Source organism: Parasphingorhabdus sp. (assembly GCF_059726685.1).
Genome location: NZ_AP041068.1, coordinates 707,501 through 730,379 on the forward strand (window position 1 = coordinate 707,501; position 22,879 = coordinate 730,379).

A 22,879-nucleotide genomic window follows, 5' to 3' on the forward strand; every position below is an offset into this window, starting at 1 on the left:
CGCATAGCTGCCGGAATGCCTCGCGCTATGCTGCGGATTGCACATCAATGCAACCATCGCCGCCGGAACTCTAGATCAACCGGTGGGCAGCCTTGATGGTGTAGGCCATCGCGAGCAACCGGATTGTCAGCTGACTGGGTGATACACTTAATCTCCACTGTTGGCCTGGAACAGGCAAATGGCCAAGAGCAGGGTGGCTAAAACACCAAATCCTCCAGCAACTGGTGAAGGGAAAAAGCCCTGAAAGCCGAACATCATCACCAAGCTGTTGGTGACGAATGCTACCGCGCCAACCAACAATGTCGCGCCGCCAACGGCGCGGCCGCCCCCGCGAATCTTAGACATGCCGAACACCACAGCTGCCAGGCCCAGCAGGATATTCGCGGAATTGTAGCAGAAGAACGAAAATGCAAGGATTGAGGTGGCAACATCGCCCAGGTCAGTGTTCAATTCCGCAGCTCGGGTAAAAGGACCGAATTGCGTTAACCCCATACCCACTGCCAACAATTTGAGTATGGCGCTGAACGCAATTGCGGAAAAGCCCAAGGCGTGATCTCTTGCCATGACCAAAGCGGAGGTGGAGAAAGCCGCTAGTAAAACAAATATGACACCTTCTATCCTCCACATAAATTGACGGTCAAATTCGGGAGCGCCAATAAATAGGGCTGTATAGATCGGTTGCGTGATGGCCAGCAGCAGCAGTAGCGCTGCAATAATTTTTACGGTTCGGCTTTGTGTGAGTTCCATCGTTACTTCCTTCCTAAGGTGACGCTTCCAAGCGTATCGCTGGTGGAAAATCTAATGCCAGCAGAACAGTTGTGCCTCTGAATCAAAACTGCTGTGAGCAGTGCTGCTAGGCTTGGGGGACCTCCATTCCCGCCTGCACCGCTGGGCGTTCAGCCATGGCCCCATGCCATCGTTCAACGTTGTGGAATGTCCGTTCAGCCTGTTCACTGATCTGGGCAAACGCCGGCAGCGACCAAGGGTAGATCGCCATGTCAGCAATCGAATATTCGCCAGCAACATATTCGTGGCTTTCCAGTTGCCGATCGAGGATAGCGAACAACCTCAATGCTTCTTCGGAGAACCGACCAATGGCATATGGCAGTTTCTCGTCCGCCACATTGAGGAAGTGATTGAATTGCCCCAGCATCGGACCAAATCCGGCGACCTGCCAATTCAGCCACGCCAGTATTTTTGCCCGATTGGGTTGGATGGTTGGCAGAAAGCGTCCGGACTTTTCGGCCAGATATGTGAGAATGGCACCCGATTCAAAAACGCGCGCGTCATTGTTACGATCAACTATCGCCGGGATTTTGTTGTTTGGACTCAACTCCAGAAATTCAGATTCAAACTGTTCCGCCTGTTGCAAATCCACAGGGTAGACTGTGTATGGCAGCTGCATCTCTTCCAGCGCGATGGATATCTTTCTGCCGTTCGGCGTTGCCCAGGTATAAAGATCAATCATCTCGAGTGGCCCTGGACAAAAGTCGCGCGAAAAATTGGCATTCTCCTTCCCAGCCTAAACGGAGTGGACGGCGCAAGAATTCAGCGCAGCGAGGACCTCTGATGGTTCAAGCCGACGGGTATAATCCGGGTCGACATCAGCCAATATAATATCACTGCTCCCGTCTACCACAAATGTCGCCGGGACAGGCAGAGTCCATCCTGTGTCAGCGTTCATTTCTTGCAGATTTAAACCAGAACCAGAAAATAGATTCTGAAGACCGATTGGCAGTTCAAACGCTACGCCCATCGCCTTGGCAAACCGATTGCCAGTGTCGGTCAACACTGGAAAAGTCAGCGCGTTTTTCTCGGTGGTCGAAAGCGAGTTGTCGGGCTTCTCTGGAGAGATCGCGACCAGTTGGCCACCACGTTCGGTTATCTCACCAAGAATATCCTGATAGGCCTTGAGTTCCAGATTGCAGTAAGGGCACCATCCGCCGCGATAGAAAGTGATAACGAGGGGGCCTTGTTTGTTCAGGCCAGAAAGTGAAACGGATTTTCCGCTCGCGTCGCTGAGTATGGCATCGGGCAGAGAATCTCCAACTTTAAGGGCATTCTTGCCAACCTTGCGTTGATTGACTTCCTCATTCGCCGCTTGAATGACCTCCAAGGCTTCAGGCGGAAACTGGGCGATGGAATTTGTCAGCGTTTCTTGCAGACGCTTTGCCAGTGTACCTTCCAGGAGAGTAGATTGAAGAGACATACTGAAATTCCTCAAAAGGAGATGAATCGGAAATCTTGGGGTAGCGTTTCACCAGTGAGCCGTCAGGAGTTCATGTCGCAACTTGCCGTTGCACAGTTTAGCCACTACGCTTTGCCGAAGGAGACACGATATGCTGGGCGCACAACATCTGGATTGGGAAGAGGTGAAGAGTTTCGCAGTGGTCGCTGATGTCGGTTCTGTTCGGCGGGCTGCACGGGCGCTGGGCGTTCATCATTCGACGGTGAGTCGCCGGATAGACAGTCTGGAATATGCGCTGGGTACAAAGCTCTTTGATCGGCAACCTGAGGGTTTTGTTTTGAACGCTGCTGGCGAGGAATTTGTCACCGCCGTCCGCGATTGCGGAATTCGATTGAACAGAGCTGAACGATCCATATCAGGGCAGGATGGCGATATGAGCGGCGTTGTAACGGTCACAATGGCGGAACCCATTGCGGTTCATACATTTGGCCCCAGATTGTCAGAATTTACGGACAAGCATCCCGACATCGAAGTCCACATGATTGCGACGACCAACATATTGGATGTGTCGAGGCGCGAGGCCGATATTGCGATCCGCATCGACAATAATCCGCCCCAATCACTCGTGGGGAAACGCATTATCACTTATAATCAAACTGTGTATGCAACTCAGGAATATCTGGATTCCCAGGATTTCGAAAATGATCCAGAATCTGCAAGGTGGGTTGCCTGGGATTCCGATGATGACAAATTTCCGGAATGGACCAAGGAAACGGAGTTTAGCAAAGTGCCAATGTGGGGATGCTTTCCCGGCGCAGCAATGCAGTTGTCGGCAGCGAAGGGCAGTTTGGGTCTGGCCATGATCCCCTGTTTTATCGGAGACCGAGAACCGCAATTGGTCCGGGCTACAAAAAGGAAGCCCATCAAGGCACGCGATATCTGGCTCCTGACCCACAGCGATCTACGGCGAACTGCACGAATCAAGGCATTTATGACATTTGCCGAAATGGTACTCCGTGATGCCAGACATGAGTTTCTAGGCACTATATAGATTATCGGTATTCAACAGATGAGAAACTGCTTTATGGTGCACTGATAAGCCACCAAGTTGCACAACTACCAAATGACAACGCAAATAAGCGCCGCCATTACCAACTGAACGATCCAAGTGCTTACACGGTTCGAACCACAAATGGCGGAGATTAAAATGGTCTACCCTTTTACCACTGCGATAGCTGGAGCTTTCCTGATCATCCTGCAGCAGCTGCTAATGATGAACACCGGAACACACCGGGCGAAAGCAAAAATCGGCGTCGGGTTGAATGACGACCGGGAGCTTGAACGGAAAGTCCGGCGTCACGGTAATCTGGCGGAAAACGCGGCGCTGTTTCTGGTCATTCTGGCCCTGGTCGAAGGATTTACCGGTGGCGGTATTGCTGTGACAAGCTTCGCAACCATTTTCGTTCTGGCGCGCATATCTCACGCAGTGGGTTTCATGTCGCTTTCCGGTTCTCATGCCGATGGCAGTGAGTTTACGCCATTTGTTTTCTTCCGAATGGTGGGCGCAATGGGTACGGGATTAACCGGGATCGCCCTGGGCCTGTATCTTGCCTACCTGCTTGCGACGCTCTGATCATTATGATGATCGATAATCACAATCGCCAAGACACCCGTTTCACTTCCTGAAAGGTACTCACATTATGAAACTCACAACCAAGTTTGCCGTTCCGTTTGTAGCTGTTGCTTTTGCTTTTTCTGCGGCAGTATCGGCCGCCGAGGATCATCAGACGATGCCTTCAACTTACGTCAACTCCGACGCAAAAGCTTATGCCGCCATGCAGAAGCTTCCCGCAGATCAGCCTCTGCATATGCTCAATATGATCCGGTTCAAAGACAAGGCGAGTTATGAAAAAGGCAGCGAATTCGCCGCCAAGGGCTGGACCGGCGAGCAGGCTTATACCGAATATAGCCGCCATTCCGGTCCCATTGCCACGCGAACAGGCGGCAAGGTTGTATATTTTGGTATGCCACAACTTACCCTGATCGGACCCGAACATGAAAAATGGGATGCAATCTTCATTGTGTCATATCCCAACCTCGCTTCCTTTTTGGCGCTTGTTGGTGACCCGGAATATAAAAAACACGCTTTCCACCGAAGTGCCGCGGTAGCGGATTCACGGCTCGTAAGAATGGCGCCCGCTCCGGCACCAAAATAACCCTCTCAGCAATACAGCCAACAACAGTATCAACCGGAGATATCCAATGACCCTGCCTGAATCCTACAAACAGATGTTCTCGACCGTTTCAGAGGATGGAAAACTGACATTGGCTTTGCACGAGAAATCAATGCCGACCCCGGGAGCAGACGAGATTATTGTGCGGATCGAAGCCACACCAATTAATCCATCCGATCATGCTGTCATGTTTGGTGGCGCGACGATGGCTGATGCCAGTTCCAGTGGCGAAGGTGTGAACAAGGTTCTGACCGCTCCGGTTTCGTCGCTGGCGATGGCCGCCATGAAAGGCCGGGTTGGACAGGATCTTCCCGTTGGCAATGAAGGAGCCGGTACCGTGGTGTCCGCGGGTGAAAGTGAATATGCACAAAGCCTGATCGGAAAAACTGTTGCCGTTATGGGTGGCGCCAGCATGTATGCAGAATATCGCTGTGTTCCGGCAACTCAGGCGATGCCACTATTGCCTGACTGCACCGCGAAAGACGGCGCTTCCAGTTTCGTCAATCCGCTAACTGCATTGAGCTTTGTCGAGACCATGCGATTGGAAGGGCACCGCGCGATCGTACATACTGCGGCCGCTTCCAATCTGGGACAGATGCTCAACAAGATCTGTCAGGCTGACGGTATTGATATCGTCAACATCGTTCGCCGTCAGGAGCAGGTGAATATTTTGAAGGATCTTGGTGCCAGATATGTCCTCAACACCAGCAGTGATACGTTCAATGAAGAATTGATCGACGCAATTGATGAAACTGGAGCAACAATCGCCTTTGATGCGACCGGAGGCGGTTCGCTGGCATCCAATATATTGATTGCTATGGAAGCTGCTGCAGCTCGTACGCCCGCTGCCTTCAGTATCTACGGTTCAACCAAGCACAAACAGGTCTATCTTTATGGAGGCCTCGATACTTCACCAACCGAATTTACACCGCGAAGCTATGGCATGGCCTGGTCTATGGGGGCATGGTTGCTTCCGAACTTCCTTGCAAAAGCTGACTTGGACGTCGGAGAGCGGTTGAGAATGCGAGTTACCGAAGAGCTCAAAACCACTTTTGCGAGTCACTATACGCATGAGATATCGCTATCAGATGCCTTAGACAGCCAGATTGTAGAACGCTACAACGCAAAAACCACCGGATCGAAATTCCTAATTTGCCCGCAATTGGAAATGTGACCACAAACTGATCTGCGCGGGGGTTAGGCCGACCAAACAAACATAAAGAGGAGTGAGCCAAATGCTCAAAAAAATACTTATTGGTTTGGGCGTCTTGGCCACCGCCGTGGTGGTGACGGTTGTCTCTATGCAATCTTCTGAAGAGTGGAGCGTAGGAGAGGTAGTCCGAACCCCGGATAGCCAGTTTGAAAATCTGCCCGACTATGATTTTCAGCCAAACTATGTCGACGTTTCAGGATACAGAATCCACTATGTCGATGAAGGGCCGCGGGATGGCGAAGTCGTGCTGCTTATGCATGGCCAGCCATCGTGGAGCTATCTCTATCGCCATATGATCCCGCTGCTTAGTGAAGCGGGTTACCGCGTTATCGCCCCGGACAATGTAGGTTTTGGCAAGTCTGACAAGCCAGTCAATTGGTCTGATCATAGCTACCAGATGCATGTCGATGTCATGACCAGTTTCGTGGACGCGATAGAGATTGAAGGGGCTACTCTTTTTGCACAGGATTGGGGCGGCCTAATTGGACTTCGGGTTGTTGAACAACGACCTGATCGCTTTTCCCGGATCATGTTATCCAACACGACCTTACCTGCCGCCGGCGGTATTCAGGGCTGGCTCGGCTATCCCTTGTTTCGCATGGGGGTGTGGAACGAGGGAGACGTTCAGCAACTGGACTTTGACGGAGAGGAATTTTCATTCACAACATGGGTTGCTTACGCGAGAACGAGCAATGAATTTGACTTCTCAGTCCTTTTTCAAAATGGAACCACTCGCCAATTGTCAGATGCTGAACTGGCTGGCTATGCCGCGCCATTTCCAACTGAAGAGACCATGGCTGGTGTGAGGATGTTTCCAACGCTGGTGGCAAGCCAGCTTCGTCAAAATCAGGTAATTCTCGATGAATTTTACGCCAATTGGGACAAACCTCTCATGACTGCCTTTGGCACGGATGACGGTCTGATGGCAGGTCTGGACAAGGACTGGCAAGAGCGTGTGCCCGGCGCCAAGGAACAGACTCACACCCTGGTGGAAGGCGGGGCCCATTTCATCCAAGAAGACAAACCGAAAAAGCTCGTCGAGCTCTTGGATCAGTTCATAAAGAGGAACTAGCTTGCGATAAGGTCCGGCGAGGTCAACCTCGATCGTGCGACGGGATATGATCGATTGCCTGCCATATTCGATGACTTACCAGCATTTAAAATAAGTCATGCCGTTTGAGCCAAGTCCTCAATCTCCACAGTGCTTATCGGATTTCGAGATTCCAATCTTCTCGACATGGATTGGAAGTTGGCGAATTTCGATTGGAAGACGAGCCTATTCAAAGAAAGAGCTTGTTGGTCACTATGACAAAGCCGCGGGTGCTTGGAATGCTAGGCTTGGCAGGCTTGGTTTTGATACAGCCTATACGGCAATGCTGCGCAAAGTGCTTCGACAAGAACGCTATGCAATCCCTTTGGACGGATTGCGTATTCTTGATGCCGGTATCGGTACCGGAGCGTTCTCGTCAGCTCTTCTTGACCTCGAGCCCAGCCGCTGTGTTCTCGATGGGGTTGATTTGTCAGAGCAGATGCTCTGTCAGGCAGAACAAAACATCCGGGATCGGAATGTCGATTTATCTTTGAAGCAAGCGGACATCAAGGAACTGCCATATGCGGACGCTGCTTTTGACATTGTGCTGGCTGCCCATGTGATAGAGCATTTGGAGTGCCCCCGTACCGCATTGTTAGAGCTATATCGCGTTCTCAAGCCTGGTGGTCTGTTGATCACCTGTATCACACGACGTTCGACTGCCGGTGCGCTTGTTCAATTTGTGTGGCGTTCACATCGAGTTGCGAGAAGACAGGCGCTGCAATGGATGCGAGAGACTGGATTGCGATCTGTTCGTTCGATTCCATTCGACAAACAATCGATGATGCGAAAATTGAGTTTGGCCTATGTTGGGCGCAAGTCTATTGCTGAATCAACATCCAATTCCGATTTAAGTTAATGTTCACGGTCGCCAAATATTTGAACGATCTTTCGAGCCAAGATTAACAGAACGTCCGCTTTCGGGATAAAGCCGATCATGGAATTGTTCGCCTAAGCGTTACATATCCGTTTCGGTAAGTTTGGTACTGTCGAAGTCTCTCAGTTTTAGGGTATCCACATCGCAATATTCATCTGAAATTCTAACAAGGACCCGCTTCGATCAACTGTTCTCCGATTACTCGTTTTAAAAAGGGGGCAAATTTGAAAGAAGGATCCGATATTTCCTTTTATACTAGTACCTTATTTCTTTCCTTCTAGTCCTCTTCTGGCACCAGCAGGCGATCATATCTGTCAGTTGTGCTCGAAATTTCGGGTGCGCCAGTTCTATCAATAGCTCATTTCGGCATTTGGGTACGATGATTCGTGCAATTGCCAATCTTTTCACTTTGTTTGAGGCTTACAAGAGGAAGAGACAGTTCTTCCAATAAGCAAACTTCAGTGAGCGGCTTGAAGCGTATGTTGAGGCGCGCGGTTAATTTGTGCGATTGGAATATAATGAATCGCCGTGAATAGAATGGCCGATTATGTCAAAATATGTATAAGTAAAATAAGCCCTTATAGGCTTAACGATAAAGTAAAAAAATCGAATTTCATCTTGTTTGCAATGAGCCGTTTACAATGCACGACAGGTTGTAAATTCTGGCTAGTGTATGAAAAACAAAGACTTTTGGGGTTGCGACCTCTTGCGTTTTTCTGTTACTTCTCAAAAACAGCAGATGATCCTGGGGCATTGGATATTTGTGTTGCGCCACGTTGTTTCGGCGCATTTACAATAGAATTTCAATCGTGCCTGTCCGGGAGATCTAGATGACCAAGCAAACCAGGATTCCGCAAGCTCATCTGATCGCTTTAGAGCCGCGCATGATGTTTGACGGGGCTGCGGTGGTAACGGCGGCCACAACTGTATCGACCGTCGATGTGCTGGAAAGCACTCCACTTGCTCCTGGTATTACTTTTAATGACAATAATAACCTTTCTGATGCGGCGGTGCCAAATATCGGCTTGGCTCCGTTGGTGGTTGCTGTTCGGGACTTCGGGACCCCCGATGCAGGGCGAGCCGATTTAGCCACTGTAAATGTTTCTCTGGCGGATGATCCAGGGGCCTTTTCTGCAGGTTTCGTCTCTGCTCCTGATGATAGCGACAACAGAACCGTGGTGATGCTTGACGGCGAAACACCAGTCCAATTAGAGGCCATATCTTTTGCTGAAGCTGATCGCAGCGCGGATCTGCCGGTAGCGCAAGCCTCGCTCATGGCTCCTGTACATGATGATCCTGCAGCCGTGCCGATCTACCCGGTTCATCCGGCTGTTGATGTTTCCAGCACTGTCGTCGCCAAGGAAGCGATTGTTGTGCAGGAAGCTCTGGGCGCTGCTCCTTTCAAGAATGCGGAGATTTCGAACTCTGTAGCCGAAACAGGCGCGGGCGGCGGTCTGTATCCCGACGCACTGCAGCCAGAGCGGGTAGCCTATGACATCCGGGAATCCGGAGTTAGGCCTGCCGATTTCCGGGACTATTTTATCATAGACGACAATGATTCCAGATCAGCCGTGCGTCCTATGTTCTTTGGCTTTGAGTCCTTCGTGGCGGAGAATGATCCGGTTGAACCGGGCGCGGCGACCACTGGGCAGGACTATATCTTCATCGATACCAATGTCGAAAACTACCAGGAACTGGCCGAGACCTGGGCGGGTAAAGGTATCATTGTTTTCATTGACGGTAATAGTGACGGGGTCGACCAGATCATGACCGCGCTCGCGGGTGCTGATAATATTGGCGCGATCCATCTGGTAAGCCATGGTGATGAAGGTGTATTCTGGCTCGGCACGACGCGGATTGATAGCGCGTCGGTATCTGGCGCACTGGCTTCATCCTTGGCGTCCATAGGGGCAAAGCTATCAGCTGATGGCGACATCCTGATCTACGGCTGTGAGGTCGGCGGTGATGCTGCGGGACAACAGCTTATGAATGCATTGGCGGCCGCAACCGGTGCCGATATCGCAGCTTCCATCGACGATACCGGCAGCATATTGCGCGGCGGTGACTGGACGCTGGAAAACCGGTTGGGCAGTGTCGAGGCGGCTTCATTGGTGGCGCGCGATTGGGATGGGTTGCTTGCGCCAACGTCGATTTCAGCGCCAAATGACTCGCTTACCGTTCGCGATGCAAACGGCAATATCGTGGCTTCCGGTAGCGTCGGCTTTACTGAACCTGGCAGCCGTTCCCCTGGGCAGACCGTGGGTGCGACCGGGACCTGGGAGAATGTCGGAACCGTCGGTGGTCAGTCGATTTCCATTCGTGCCACGATTGTTTCCATTACCGCTGGTGACACCATAAGATTTGACCGACCAATCGGCAATGACGATCCCGCTTTTCTACTGCGCAGCGACGGCGGGTCGCTTGCCACGGCCGAAGTCCGCTGGGACATTTTCTTTACCGCCAGCGGTGCACCGGTTGACATTGATATCTCCTACACGGTCGCCGATATTGACGGAGCTGGCGGTTTGCCGCGTACCCGGGAATTTGTAACGGTCAGCACAGACACGTTGTCTTCGTTCCAGAATGCCGGCACCTCCAATATCAATTTTGATACGTCGGTTCCGGGGGAAGTCACGGCGTCTGGAACCCAGAACGAGTCTGGTCAGACTCCTTCAGCGGCGCGGTTTAACTGGCTCGATACCAGTAACTTCACGATCACCTATAATATTGACCCCGCATCAGGTGTTGGGCAAGCCGGTTTCGATCATGACGGCGATCTGGATTTCAACCTTGGATCGGGCGGAACGACAGTATCAATTCCAAGGCTGGATCTGGACCGCAATGACAGCACGGCGAGTGGATCGGCATATGCCGGAACCTATGTTGAAAACGGCAATAGCGTCGGAATTGTTGATCGCGATGTTCGGATTACCAATCCTGATGGTCAGGTTCAAAGCGCCAGCATTACGCTGACCAATGCGCAGGCGGGCGACCGGTTGTTGGTCAATGGCTCCGATGCAGCATCAGGCACGGTGAGGGGCATCAGCTACACACGCACCGATACCGGTGTGGAGTTGACGGGGGCAGACAGTGCGAGGGATTATCGCCTTGCACTGCGCACGATAACATTTGAAAACTCGACGGAGCGGCCATCTGAGGTGGATCGGAACATCAACATCAGCTTCACCAATGCGGCGCTGAGTTCCAATGTTGCGACATCGACCATCAGTGTCGTGGAGATTAATGACCCACCAACGGCAGTCGATGATGCCACTCAGACGACCGATGAGAGCACGGCGATTAACAATATCGATGTGCTCGCGAACGATTTTGATGGCGATGGGGATACGCTGTCCGTTGTTTCTGCAAATGCGCCCAATGGCACGTTGACGATCAATGGTGACGGCACATTAAACTACACGCCGAATAACGGATTTTCTGGCACCGATACGGTCACTTACACGATCAGCGATGGACGTGGCGGCACTTCGACCGCGACGTTTGATGTGACAGTAGCAGCGGTGAATGATCCACCGGTGCCGGTGGGCAGCCTGCCTCCGCAATCCAATGTCGATGCGGCCCAGGGTATTTTTGTGAGCACCTCGCAAGGGTTTAGCGATCCGGACAATGGCTTTGGCGAACTGACTTACACCGCTACCGGTCTGCCGCCCGGCCTATCGATCAACGAAAACACCGGAGCGATTACCGGTACAATAGACAATAGCGCCAGCCAGGGCGGTTCCGGTGGTGTCTATAATATCGAGGTAACGGCCACCGATCCCGATGGTGAGTCAGCGACGCAAAGCTTTGCCTGGACGATTACCAATCCGCCGCCTCAGGCCAATAATGATGGCGGCGCGACCAATGAAGATACGCCGATTACCATCGATGTGTTGGCCAATGATCAAGATCCCGATGGCGATGCGCCGCTCACGGTCATTGCAGCGAGCGCGCCCAATGGCACGGTGGTCATCAATGCTGATGGCACGCTGACCTACACGCCCAATGCCGATTTTAATGGCAATGATGTGATCACCTATACGATCAGCGATGGTGAAGGCGGCACGGATAGCGCGATCTTCAACATGACCGTGGTCGCGGTGAATGACGGGCCGATCGCGGTTGGCACCTTGCCACCACAGACCAATGTGGATGCCGATGCGGGTGTGAGCGTTGCGACGGCCAGCGGATTTACCGATATTGATGGTCCGACCATCAGCTACAGTGCCACCGGATTGCCGCCGGGCCTGTCGATCAATTCCAATACCGGAGAGATTACCGGCACGATTGACAATAGCGCCAGCCAGGGCGGCACCAATGGCGTCTATATGGTCACGATCACAGCGACCGATTTTCAAGGCACGCCCGCAACCCAGACATTTGCATGGACTGTAACTAATCCAGGGCCGACAGCGGTAGATGACACGGCGTCTACCGATGAGGATACGGCGGTTACCGTCAATGTGCTTGCCAATGACAATGATCCCGATGGAGACGATCTGAGCGTTACGGCAGCAAGTGCGGCTAGTGGAACGGTGGTGGTCAATCCGAATGGCACCATCACCTATACGCCCAATGCAGGCTTTAACGGCACCGATACTATCACCTATACAATTAGCGACGGCGAGGGCGGCACGTCCACGGCGACCGTTGAAGTTACGGTTGCACCAGTCAATGATGCCCCAGAACCGGTGGGCGCCTTACCGCCACAGGTCAATGTAGATACCGATAGCGGGATCAGCGTGGAAACCGCAGCTGGTTTTACCGATGGCGATGATGCCAGCCTGACCTATAGTGTGTCCGGTCTTCCGGCAGGGCTGAGTATTGATTCTGCCACTGGAGAGATTACCGGAACCATCGACCGTTCGGCCAGTCAGGGCGGCTCCAATGGTGTGTATATGGTGACCGTGACTGCGACGGATGCCGGCGGCCTGAGCGCTACACAGGAGTTCAGCTGGACCGTTACCAACCCCGCACCGGTTGCGGTCGATGACACTGCCACCACTGATGAAGACACGCCGGTCCTCATTGACGTGCTGCCCAATGACAGCGATCCGGATGGCGATCCGATTACCTTGATCGCGGCCGCGGCCTCCGTCGGACAAGCGACCGTCGTTGGCAATCAGGTCAACTATGTTCCGCCCGCCAATTTCAATGGTACGGCGACCATCACTTACACGATCAGCGACGGCGAAGGTGGCACGGCAACGGCAACGATCGAAGTTATGGTCACGCCCGTCAACGACGCTCCAGTTGGTACGGCGCTGCCGCCGCAGGATACCGAAGACGGGGCTGTCATTTCGGTTCCTGTCGCCGGGAATTTCTCTGATGTGGATGGCGATATGCTGACCTTCTCGGCGGCGGATCTGCCGCCCGGTCTGTCGATTGATCCGGATAGCGGATTGATTTCGGGAACGATCGATAACAGCGCTAGCCAGACCAATAGCGGCGTCTATACGGCAACCATCACAGTGTCTGACGGCAATGGTGGTACCACATCGCAGATGATCACCTTCAATGTCAGCAATCCCGGACCAATCGCGGTCGATGATAGCGCATCGACCGACGAAGATGTGCCGGTCGTGATTTCGCCTCTGGCCAATGACAGCGACCCTGATGGAGATGACCTCACGATCACCGCTGCCAGCGCCCTGAATGGCAGCGTGGTGGTCAATGCCGACGGCACCGTCACCTACACGCCTAACCCGGGCTTTAATGGTACGGATACAATCACTTACGAGATTTCGGATGGTGAGGGTGGAACCTCGACGGCCGAGATCACGGTTGCGGTCGCAGATGTCAACGATACACCGGTTACAAGTGGTAGCATTGGTGATCAGACTAATCTCGATAGTCAGGTGATCAGCTTGCCGGTCGCGGGGGCCTTTAGTGATCCCGATGGCGATACATTATCTTATACCGCAACCGGTCTGCCAGCCGGACTAACTATTGATCCTGCTACAGGGGTCATTTCCGGCACCATTGATCGCAGCGCCAGCCAGGTGAACGGCGGTGTCTATTCCATCACCGTAACCGCGGATGATGGTCGCGGCGGGACTGTGTCGACCACATTTGAATGGACCGTTACCAACCCGGCACCCGTGGCGAGCAATGACAGCGTAACGACGGATGAGGATACAGACGTCAATATTGCCGTTCTGGCCAATGATGTTGATGATGATGGTGACCCGTTGACGATTACCGAGGCTGAGGCTGGCAACGGGACGGTGACGATAAATCCGGATGGCACATTGGCCTATTCGCCCAACGCCAATTTCAATGGTGAAGACACGATCATCTACACGATCAGCGATGGTGAGGGTGGATTCTCTACCGCGACCGTTACTGTCACAGTCACGCCGGTCAATGATGGTCCGACCACAGTGGGTCTGGCCAATCAAAATGGCGAAGATGGCGCATCTGTTTCCATTCCTACGGCGCAGGGCTTTGATGATATTGACGGTGATGACCTGACCTTCACCGCCTCCGGCTTGCCGCCCGCGCTTTCAATCGATCCGGATACCGGGTTGATTACGGGTACGCTCGCTTCCGACAGTTCGGTCAACGGTCCATTTGTTGTAACGGTCACCGCGACCGATCCGTCGGGTGAATCCGTCTCGACAACCTTTGTCTATTCGATCCAGAATATCCCGCCAATAGCGGTCGATGATACAGCGACCACACCTGAAGATACGCCGGTCACGGTTGCAGTTCTGGCCAATGACAGCGATCCCGATGGTGATCCGCTTACGATCACCTCGGCCAGCAGTCAGGATGGCACGGTCGTGGTCAATGCCGATGGCACGCTGACCTTTACTCCGGCAGAAAATTTCAATGGCGAAGCGCTGGTCACTTACACGGTATCCGATGGCCAGGGCGGAGTAGCAACGGCGACACTGACCGTCGATGTGGTGGCTGTGAATGATGCGCCGGAGTCTTTGGCCATTCCAGACGTCACAAATGAAGACAACCAGTCGGTCTCGGTCGATACCAGCAGCTTCTTCAGCGATCTGGATGGTGACACATTGACTTTCGATGTTACAGGCCTGCCAGCTGGCCTCAGCATTGATACGGCGACCGGTATTATTAGCGGCACGATTGATCGTGATGCCAGCCAGCCAAATGGCGGTATTTACTCAGTGACCGTGACTGGCACCGACCCCGATGGCCTGACCACCAGCCAGACCTTTACCTGGACGGTGACCAACCCGGCACCGACCGCAGTCAATGACAGCGCTACCACCGACGAAGACACGCCGGTTGATATTACGGTACTGACCAATGACACGGATCCGGATGGTGATCCGCTGACGGTGACCACGGCCACTGCACTGAATGGCACGGTGACGATCAACCCTGACGGTACGCTGACCTATGAACCGGATGCTAACTTTAACGGAACCGATACGATCACCTATGTGATCAGCGACGGTAATGGCGGCACGTCCACGGCTGCAGTTGCGGTGACCGTCAATGCGGTCAATGATCCGCCAGTGGCTGTCGATGACGTCGCGACCACCAATGAAGACACACCTGTCACCATCGGTGTGCTCGGCAATGATACAGATATTGATGGCGATCCGCTGACGGTTACCGATGCGACATCACCGGATGGTACGGTGGTGATTAATCCGGACGGTACGATCACTTTCACGCCCAATCCGGACTTCAATGGTCCGACGACAATCACTTATACAATCAGCGACGGCAATGGCGGCACCTCTACAGCGACGGTTACTGTCACGGTTGATGCGGTCAATGATCCGCCGGTTGCCAATATGGACAACGCGACAACCGATGAAGACACGCCGGTGGATATCGCGGTGCTGGCCAATGATACGGATGTCGATGGCGATCCACTGAACGTGACGGCAGCCGATGCGCCTAATGGGACCGTGACGATCAATCCAGACGGGACGGTGACCTATGTTCCCGATCCTGATTTCAATGGCACGGATACGATCACCTATACAATCAGCGACGGTCAGGGCGGCTTCTCCACCTCCACGGTTGAAGTTACGGTTAATGCGGTAAACGACGCACCGGTCGCCACACCGATTGCGCCACAAAATGACAATGATGCCGATATTATCGCTGTTGATGTCAGCGGCAATTTCTCTGATGTTGATGGTGATAACCTGACCTTCACCGCCACCGGCTTGCCACTCGGCCTGTCGATTGATGCCGATGGTAATATTACCGGCACGATTGATCCGGACGCGTCCCAGGGTGGTCCGGGCTCCGACGGCATTTACAGTGTGACAGTCACCGCAGATGACGGCAATGGCGGCACCGTGGATCAGATCTTTGTCTGGGAAGTGAATAACCCGGCGCCAACAGCCGTAAATGATGTGGCAACCACCGATGAAGATACACCGGTAACCATTCCGGTTCTCGCAAATGACACTGACCCCGATGGTGATACGCTTAGCGTGACATCGGCGACCGCATCCAATGGTCTTGTGACGATTAATCCGGACGGCACGATAACCTATGCGCCCAATCCTGATTTCAACGGTACCGACACGATCACTTACACGATCAGCGACGGCAATGGCGGCACCTCGACCGCAACAGTCGAAGTCACCGTGGCCGCTGTTAACGATGCGCCAGTAGTCGCTAGCCCGCTGCCCAATGTGACGGGCGTTGATGACGAAACGGTCTCTATTCCCACCGCCGGCAATTTCAGTGATGTCGACGGCGATACGCTGACCTTTAGCGCTGCTGGCCTGCCAGCAGGCCTAAGCATTGATCCCGATACCGGCCTGATCACCGGCACGATTGATAATCAGGCCAGCCAGCTGAATGGTGGTGTTTATACGGTCACCGTCACGGCCGACGACGGCAATGGCGGCATGGTGTCGACGAGCTTCACTTACACCGTGACCAACCCGGGTCCGACCGCGACCAATGACACGGCAGCCACCGACGAAGATACGCCAGTGACTATCGATGTACTGGCTAATGACAATGATCCTGATGGTGATGATCTTACGGTCACCGTGGCGACCGCACCCAATGGCACGGTTGTTATCAATGCCGATGGCACGATCACCTACACACCCAATCAGGATTTCAACGGCACCGACACAATTACTTACACGATCAGCGACGGCAATGGTGGAACCTCCACCGCGACGGTTGAAGTGACGGTTGCTCCCGTCAATGATGCGCCCGAAGTTGATATTCCGATTGCGGATCTCAACAACGAAGATGCCGATGTCATCTCGGTTGATATTAGCGACAAGTTTAGCGATCTGGATGGCGATACGCTGACCTTCACGGCCACCGGCCTGCCAGCTGGCCTGTCGATTGATGCCAATGGGTTGATAACAGGAACAATTGATCCGGACGCTAGCCAGGTAAATGGCGGCGTGTACACCGTCACGATCACGGCCGATGACGGCAATGGCGGCACTGTCGAAGGCAGTTTCACCTGGACGATCACCAACCCGGCTCCGACAGCTGTGAACGACACAGCCACCACCGATGAAGATACGCCGAGCGCGCCGATTGCGGTGCTGGCCAATGACAATGATCCCGATGGCGATAGCCTGACTGTCGTCAGCGCGACCGCGCCCAATGGCACGGTCGTGATCAATCCGGATGGCACATTGATTTATACGCCGGCGACCAATTTCAACGGCACGGATATCATCACCTATCAGATTAGCGACGGCAATGGCGGCACCTCCACCGCAACGGTCGAAGTAACGGTAACGCCAGTGAATGACGCACCGACAGCGGACCCGCCGCTCAACAACCAGACTAATGACGATGCCGATATGGTGTCGGTTGATGTCAGCGGTAGCTTTGAAGATCTTGACGGTGATACACTAACCTTCACTGCGACCGGCTTGCCCGCAGGCCTGTCGATTGACGCCAACGGTCTGATCACGGGCACGATAGATGCGGGTGCCAGCCAGCTGAATGGCGGTGTTTATACAGTGACTGTCACTGCGGATGATGGCAATGGCGGCACGGTAGATTCGACCTTTATCTGGACCGTAAACAACCCGCCGCCTGTTGCGGTTGATGACACGGCAAGCACCACCGAAGACACATCGGTGAACATAGCGGTGCTGACGAATGACAGTGACCCCGATGGGGACACGTTGACCGTTATCTCAGCGAATAGCGATAACGGCACGATTGTGATCGAGGCTGACGGTACATTGACCTATCAACCCGATCCCAATTTCAACGGTACGGACACGATTGTCTACACGATCAGTGACGGCAATGGTGGTACCGCAACAGCTTCGGTGGAAGTTACGGTTACGGCGGTGAATGATGCGCCGGAAACGGTCGGGCTGCCCGACCTGTTTGACTCGAATAACGAGGTCATCTCAGTGCCTCTGGGATCGGCCTTCAGCGATGCTGATGACGCGACGCTGACCTATAACATCACCGGCTTGCCAACCGGCCTGACATTTGATCCGGCTACCGGTCAGGTAACCGGCACTACCGGTGCAACAGCTTCCTCCGATGTGCCTGACGGTGAATATACTGTGACGGTGACCGCAACTGATGCAGCCGGACTGAATGTCAGCACGACCTTTACCTGGACGATTACCAATGAACCACCCCGGGCGGTGAACGACAATTTTGTCGGCACGGAAGACACGCTGATCAATCTCGATGTGCTGGCCAATGATATCGATCCCGATGGTGACCCCGGCACACCGATTGTGATTGTTTCAGCCGATGCAACTAACGGTACTGCCGTCATATTGGCCGACGGAACGATCGACTTTACGCCTGATCCGGATTTTAACGGTACGGCCACGGTCACCTATACGATTGAGGATGCAAATGGCGAATTTGCAACAGCCGTTGCAACCATCGTCATTGACCCGGTCAATGATGCACCGGATGGTACGATCCTGCCCAATCGCGATAGCGAAGATGGTGATGCGGTGAGTGTCGATTTCGGGGCGCTGTTCAGTGACCCTGAAGGTGACACGCTGACCTTCAGCGCGGCCAATCTGCCTGCTGGCCTTTCCATCGACATGATGACAGGGGAGATTACAGGCAACATCGATCCGGACGCCAGTCAGGTGAATGGCGGTGTCTATCAGGTGGAAGTGACCGCCTCCGACGGCGATCTCGAAACGACACAAAGCTTTATCTGGACGATAACCAACCCCGGACCAACGGCCAATACCGACACGGCTTCAACGACCGAAGACACGCCGACCGCGCCGATTGATGTTCTGGCCAATGACAATGATCCGGATGGCGACACGCTGACTGTGACGGCGGCCAGCGCGGACAATGGCGCAGTGGTTATCAATGCAGACGGTACTTTGACTTACACGCCGGACGCTAATTTCAATGGCACCGATACTATCACCTATGTGATCAGTGATGGTCAGGGTGGAAGCTCCACTTCCACCGTGACGGTGACGGTGGGTGCCGAAAATGACGATCCGACGGTGACGCCGCTGCCGGCGCTGGGCAATGCCGATGCAGATGTAATCGCGATTGATGTCAGTGGCAGCTTTGATGATCTCGACGGCGATATGCTCACCTTTACCGAGACCGGCCTGCCGCCCGGTCTGTCCATTGACGCCGCGGGCAACATAACCGGTACGATTGATCCCTCGGCTTCGCAGGGTGGCCCTAATGGCGACGGTATTTATAGCGTCACCATCACGGCCGATGACAGCAATGGCGGCACAGTCTCCAGCACCTTCAGCTGGACGGTCACCAATCCACCGCCAGTGGCCAGTGATGATGGTCCGATCGCGGTGACCGAAGACACGCCGCTGGATATTGACGTACTCTCCAATGATAATGATCCCGATGGCGATACGCTGACCGTGACTCTGGCCACGGCCGGCAATGGAACAGTGACCATCAATCCCGATGGCACACTGAACTATGCGCCCGATGCGGATTATAACGGCCCTGATACGATCACCTATACGATCAGCGACGGCAATGGCGGAACATCCACGGCGACGGTCGAAATCAATGTTGGTGCGGTCAATGACGACCCGGTCGCAAGCCCGATTGCACCCCGGAACGATGTCGATAGTGCAATAATATCCACATCGGTGGCAGCCAACTTCACTGATGTTGACGGTGATGGTCTGACCTTTACCGCCAGCGGTCTACCTGCCGGTTTGTCGATTGACGCCAATGGCCTGATCACCGGCACAATCGATAGCAGCGCGAGCCAGGTAAATGGCGGTGTCTATACCGTCACGATTACCGCCGATGATGGCAATGGCGGTACGGTCGATCAGGACTTCACCTGGACGATCACCAACCCGCCGCCCGTGGCTGTGAATGACAGTGCATCAACGTCTGAAGACTTGCCGGTGAACATTCCGGTTCTTGCCAATGACAATGATCCCGATGGCGATATGCTGACCGTCACCACGGCGAGCGCGGCCAATGGCACCGTGGTCATACTGCCTGATGGTACGATCGACTATACGCCTGATCAGGATTTCAACGGCACCGATACAATCACTTACACAATCAGTGACGGCAATGGCGGCACCTCGACCGCGACGGTGACTGTCACCGTGAGCGCGGTCAATGATCCACCGGTTGCGGTTGATGATGCAACAGTGACCGATGAAGAGGTGCCGGTTACGATTCCGGTGCTCGCCAATGACAGCGATGTGGACGGCGATCCGTTGATCGTTGCCAGCGCAAGCGCGCCCAACGGTACTGTCGTGATCAACGCCGATGGTACGGTAACCTATACGCCGGATCCGGACTTTAACGGCAACGACACAATCACTTATGTGATCAGCGATGGTCAGGGCGGCACGGACACAGCAATTGTCAACGTGACCGTCAATCCGGTCAATGACGCGCCGGTCGCTGTCGATGATGTGGCGACGACGCCGGAAGACACGCCAATCACGCTCAACGTGCTCAGCAATGATAGCGACGTCGATGGCGATCCACTGATTGTGACGGGTGCGACCTCGCCTGATGGTCAGGTGACGATCAATCCCGATGGCACGGTGACCTTCACGCCGGATCCGGATTTCAACGGTACCACGACGGTGACCTATACGATCAGTGACGGCAATGGCGGCACCGCGACAGCCACGGTGACACTGACGGTAGGTCCGGTAAACGATGCGCCGGTTGCAACGCCGGATGTTGCCCAGACCGATGAAGACACGCCAGTGACTGTCTCTGTCCTGGACAATGACAGTGATGCTGATGGCGATCCCTTGACTGTCACAGCGGCGAGCGCGCCGAACGGCACAGTGGTGATTAATGCCGATGGCACGGTGACCTATACACCTGACCCGAACTTCAACGGCACCGATACGATCACCTACACCGTTTCTGACGGAAATGGTGGTTTTGCAACAACAACCGCAACAGTCACCGTCAATCCGGTTAATGATGTTCCGGTTGCTGTTGATGACATAGTTTCGACACCGGAAGATGCGCCTGTCACGATACCGGTGCTGGGCAATGATACGGATGCCGATGGCGATCCATTGACAGTGACTGATGCGACCTCGCCCAATGGCACGGTGACAATCAATCCGGATGGAACGATCACCTTCACGCCTGATCCTGATTTCAATGGTCCGACGACGATCACCTATACAGTCAGCGACGGCAATGGAGGTACCGCGACTGCAACCGTTACCGTTGATGTCACGCCGGTCAACGACCCGCCTGTGGTGACACCCGATATTGCGGCTACGCCAGAAGACACGCCGGTCACCCTGTCGCCGCTCGATAATGCGACGGATGTTGATGGCGATCCGCTAGTTATCTCCAGCGCAACCTCGCCCAATGGCACGGTGACGATCAATCCCGAAGGCACGATCACTTATACGCCCGATCCGAATTTCAACGGCACGGATGTGATCACCTATCAGGTCAGTGACGGCAATGGCGGCTTTACCACCGCGACAATTACCGTCACGGTCAGCCCGGTCAACGATCCGCCGGTTGCGGCCAATGACATTGCCGATACCGATGAAGAGCGGCCCGTCGTCATTCCGGTGCTGGCCAATGATGTTGATCTGGACGGCGATCCGCTGACAATAACCAATGTCAGTGCCGCCAACGGTACCGTAGTGATCAACCCGGATGGTACGATCACTTATACACCAAATCTCGACTTTTTTGGTACGGACACAATTACTTACACGATCAGTGATGGCAATGGCGGCACGTCCACGGCAACCGTCGCGGTCACCGTCCGCAACGTCAATGAAGTGCCGGTCGATGGCGATGAAGAAGTCTTCGGCATTGGCGGTGCGGAAACGATTATCGACGTCCTCGCCAATGGCAGCGATCCGGATGGAGACCCGTTGAGCGTGTTCACCGCCAAGGTTGATGTGGGCACGGTGGTGATCAATCCGGACGGAACAATTTCCCATTTCGCGCCGGCTGAATTTCAGGGCGTCGCGACGATCACCTATATTGTCAGCGATGGTCAGGGCGGCTTTGTGGAATCCACTGCGACCGTTATCGTCACGCAGGCCAATGCCAATGTGAATGAATTGCTCGGCAATCCCGGCATCGGTTATCCCGATAGCGAGCGGCTGAATACAACTCTGGATCCGATCACCGAATTTATCACGGCGCCGCTGATTATCGATGACACGGTGAACAGTTTCCGGTCGCTGAACAACACGCCTGATCTGGGTGGGAACCGGCCGCTCCTCACTGCGGTGAACGGATTGCGTGCGCTGAATGGAATGGGTGAGCTGGATGTCGATGGCAACCCGATCGATGATGTTGTCAATCAGCTCGATAAAATCCGCGACCTGCGCTTTGGTGCTGACCGCCTGTTCGATCCGCGCTTTGGCGATTTCCTTGTCGAAGGCCTGACCGGCTTCTCGGTGCGCCAGCTATCGACCGGCAGCGACCAGGTGATGATTGAATCGGTTGTTCGTGACCGGGTCATCTACATGGAAGTCCGCGATATCGGGGCCGAGAGCGATCCGCGTATCGTCGAATATCAGCTACGCACCCGCGACGGTAGTCCGCTGCCCGGCTGGATACGCATGGATGCCCGCGGCCTCGCGATTATCGAACGGCCAGTGGACGCAGAAACCGTTCGTCTGATCGTACGGGCAATCCGCGCAGATGGTCAGGTCATCGAAATTCCGGTTATCGTTCAAGGGGCGACCGGTGAAATCCAGATTGATGAGGAGCTTACGCTTTCTCGGAACATGAACGGTGCTGCTCCCCTGGGCAGTGCCATGGCAATGGCAGACGCCAGTGTCGCAGATGAAACAGCGCAGCTTCTGGCTGCGTTCAAGGCCTAGATAGG

Annotated in this window: 10 protein-coding genes; 7 read left to right on the plus strand and 3 right to left on the minus strand. The window is 54.1% G+C overall.

Annotated features, from left to right (window positions below; genetic code table 11):
* Positions 1 to 147 precede the first annotated feature (147 nt).
* From AC6I9Z_RS03555 to AC6I9Z_RS03565, 3 genes are all read right to left on the minus strand, one after another.
* The gene (locus AC6I9Z_RS03555) at positions 148 to 747 is read right to left on the minus strand and encodes a thiamine biosynthesis protein ThiC (RefSeq protein WP_461458823.1); all 600 of its coding nucleotides are present in this window, start codon (positions 745 to 747) and stop codon (positions 148 to 150) included.
* Positions 748 to 853: 106 nt separating this feature from the next.
* On the minus strand, positions 854 to 1,468 hold the full coding sequence (locus AC6I9Z_RS03560) for a glutathione S-transferase N-terminal domain-containing protein (protein WP_461458821.1): 615 nt from the start codon (positions 1,466 to 1,468) through the stop codon (positions 854 to 856).
* A gap of 54 nt (positions 1,469 to 1,522) precedes the next feature.
* Positions 1,523 to 2,209: a peroxiredoxin-like family protein gene (locus AC6I9Z_RS03565; RefSeq protein WP_461458820.1), complete on the minus strand. Its 687-nt coding sequence runs from the start codon at positions 2,207 to 2,209 to the stop codon at positions 1,523 to 1,525.
* Between the two features lie 130 nt (positions 2,210 to 2,339).
* Here AC6I9Z_RS03565 and AC6I9Z_RS03570 point away from each other — a divergent pair, with 130 nt between their 5' ends.
* From AC6I9Z_RS03570 to AC6I9Z_RS03600, 7 genes are all read left to right on the plus strand, one after another.
* Positions 2,340 to 3,239, plus strand: coding sequence for a LysR family transcriptional regulator (locus AC6I9Z_RS03570; protein ID WP_461458818.1), 900 nt, complete (start codon positions 2,340 to 2,342; stop codon positions 3,237 to 3,239).
* 156 nt (positions 3,240 to 3,395) lie between these two features.
* The gene (locus tag AC6I9Z_RS03575) at positions 3,396 to 3,821 is read left to right on the plus strand and encodes an MAPEG family protein (RefSeq protein WP_461458816.1); all 426 of its coding nucleotides are present in this window, start codon (positions 3,396 to 3,398) and stop codon (positions 3,819 to 3,821) included.
* 67 nt (positions 3,822 to 3,888) lie between these two features.
* Positions 3,889 to 4,404, plus strand: coding sequence for a DUF1330 domain-containing protein (locus tag AC6I9Z_RS03580; protein ID WP_461458814.1), 516 nt, complete (start codon positions 3,889 to 3,891; stop codon positions 4,402 to 4,404).
* Positions 4,405 to 4,450: 46 nt separating this feature from the next.
* Positions 4,451 to 5,596, plus strand: coding sequence for a zinc-binding dehydrogenase (locus AC6I9Z_RS03585; RefSeq protein ID WP_461458812.1), 1,146 nt, complete (start codon positions 4,451 to 4,453; stop codon positions 5,594 to 5,596).
* Positions 5,597 to 5,657: 61 nt separating this feature from the next.
* Positions 5,658 to 6,707 (plus strand): haloalkane dehalogenase, encoded by a 1,050-nt coding sequence (locus AC6I9Z_RS03590; RefSeq protein ID WP_461458810.1) that lies wholly within the window; start codon positions 5,658 to 5,660, stop codon positions 6,705 to 6,707.
* Between the two features lie 97 nt (positions 6,708 to 6,804).
* Positions 6,805 to 7,584: a class I SAM-dependent methyltransferase gene (locus AC6I9Z_RS03595; RefSeq protein WP_461458808.1), complete on the plus strand. Its 780-nt coding sequence runs from the start codon at positions 6,805 to 6,807 to the stop codon at positions 7,582 to 7,584.
* Between the two features lie 848 nt (positions 7,585 to 8,432).
* A complete protein-coding gene (locus AC6I9Z_RS03600; RefSeq protein WP_461458806.1) occupies positions 8,433 to 22,874 on the plus strand; it encodes an Ig-like domain-containing protein in 14,442 nt (4,813 codons plus the stop codon).
* Positions 22,875 to 22,879: the final 5 nt, after the last annotated feature.